General features: G+C 72.2%; 1 protein-coding gene. It reads right to left on the minus strand.

Features of this window, described 5'->3' with window-relative positions; genetic code table 11:
- The coding region (locus ACFPZL_RS13405) for an MMPL family transporter (RefSeq protein WP_382335870.1) at positions 1–1,218 on the minus strand (1,218 nt) is incomplete at both ends.

The raw sequence follows: 1,218 nt of genomic DNA on the forward strand, positions 1-1,218 counted from the left end.
ACGCGGCGATGCGCGCGGTCGGCGCGTCCGCGGGCCAGTCGGCGTGCTCGAGCTCGCGCGCGAGCGCCTCGCCCTCGACGTCGAAGACCGGCAGCAGGCGGTCGAGCCACCGCGGCATCCGCCACGCGCGATCGCCGAGCAGCTGCAGCACCGCGGGCACGAGCGTCATGCGCACCACGAACGCGTCGACGAACACGCCGACGGCGAGGCCGAGCGCGATCACCTTGATCGACGGGTCGCCCTCGGGCACGAATGCGGCGAAGACGGAGATCATGATGATCGCGGCAGCCGTGACGACACGACCCGAGCCGACGAAGCCGCGGCGGATCGCGGTGCGGGAGTCCGCGCCGTGCACGACCTCCTCGCGGATGCGCGAGACGAGGAACACCTCGTAGTCCATCGCGAGGCCGAAGAGCACACCCATCAGGATGATCGGCATGAAGCTGAGCACGGGGCCGGCGTGGTGCACGTTCAGCAGATCGCCGAGCCAGCCCCACTGGAACACGGCGACGACCGCGCCGAACGCCGCGCCGACCGAGAGCAGATAGCCGAGCGTCGCCTTGATCGGCACCCACACGCTGCGGAACACCATGGCGAGGAGGATCAGCGAGAGGCCCACCACCAGGACCCCGAAGGGCAGCAGCGCCTCGAAGAGCAGCTGCGAGACGTCGATGCCAACCGCGGTGAATCCGGTGACGGCGAGGCTCACGCCGTAGCGGTCCAGCCATTCGTCGTGATGCGCGCGCAGCTCGGAGACGAGCGCGGCGGTGCTCTCGGCCTGCGGGCCCTCCTCCGGGACGACCTGGATGATCCCGGTATCCGCGCCCTGGTTCGGCGTTGCGAGCGGGACGTCCGCGACGCCGGGGAGGGCGCGCACCTCGTCGGCGAGGTCGTCCATGAGGCCGAGCGGGTCGGTGCTCGTGATGATGGATCCGGTCAGCAGCAGCGGGCCGTTCGCACCCTCGCCGAAGTGCTCGCCGGTGAGCTCGTAGGTGACGCGAGCCGGATCCTGCGGCTCGAGCGTCTCCGCGCCCGGGAGGGCGAGGCGCAGGCTGAGCGCCGGTACCGAGGCCGCGCCGAGCAGCAGGAGGACTGCGACGACGGTGAGGATCGGCTTGGCGGTGACCGCGCGCACCCAGCCGGCGAAGAAGCGATCGGCGCGGGAGGGCGCGGGACCGGGCGCGTCGAGGCTGGGCGCGGCGGTGCCGGAGTGGCCCG

It is taken from the genome of Leucobacter soli, assembly GCF_042659205.1.
Taxonomy (GTDB): Bacteria; Actinomycetota; Actinomycetes; order Actinomycetales; family Microbacteriaceae; genus Leucobacter; species Leucobacter soli.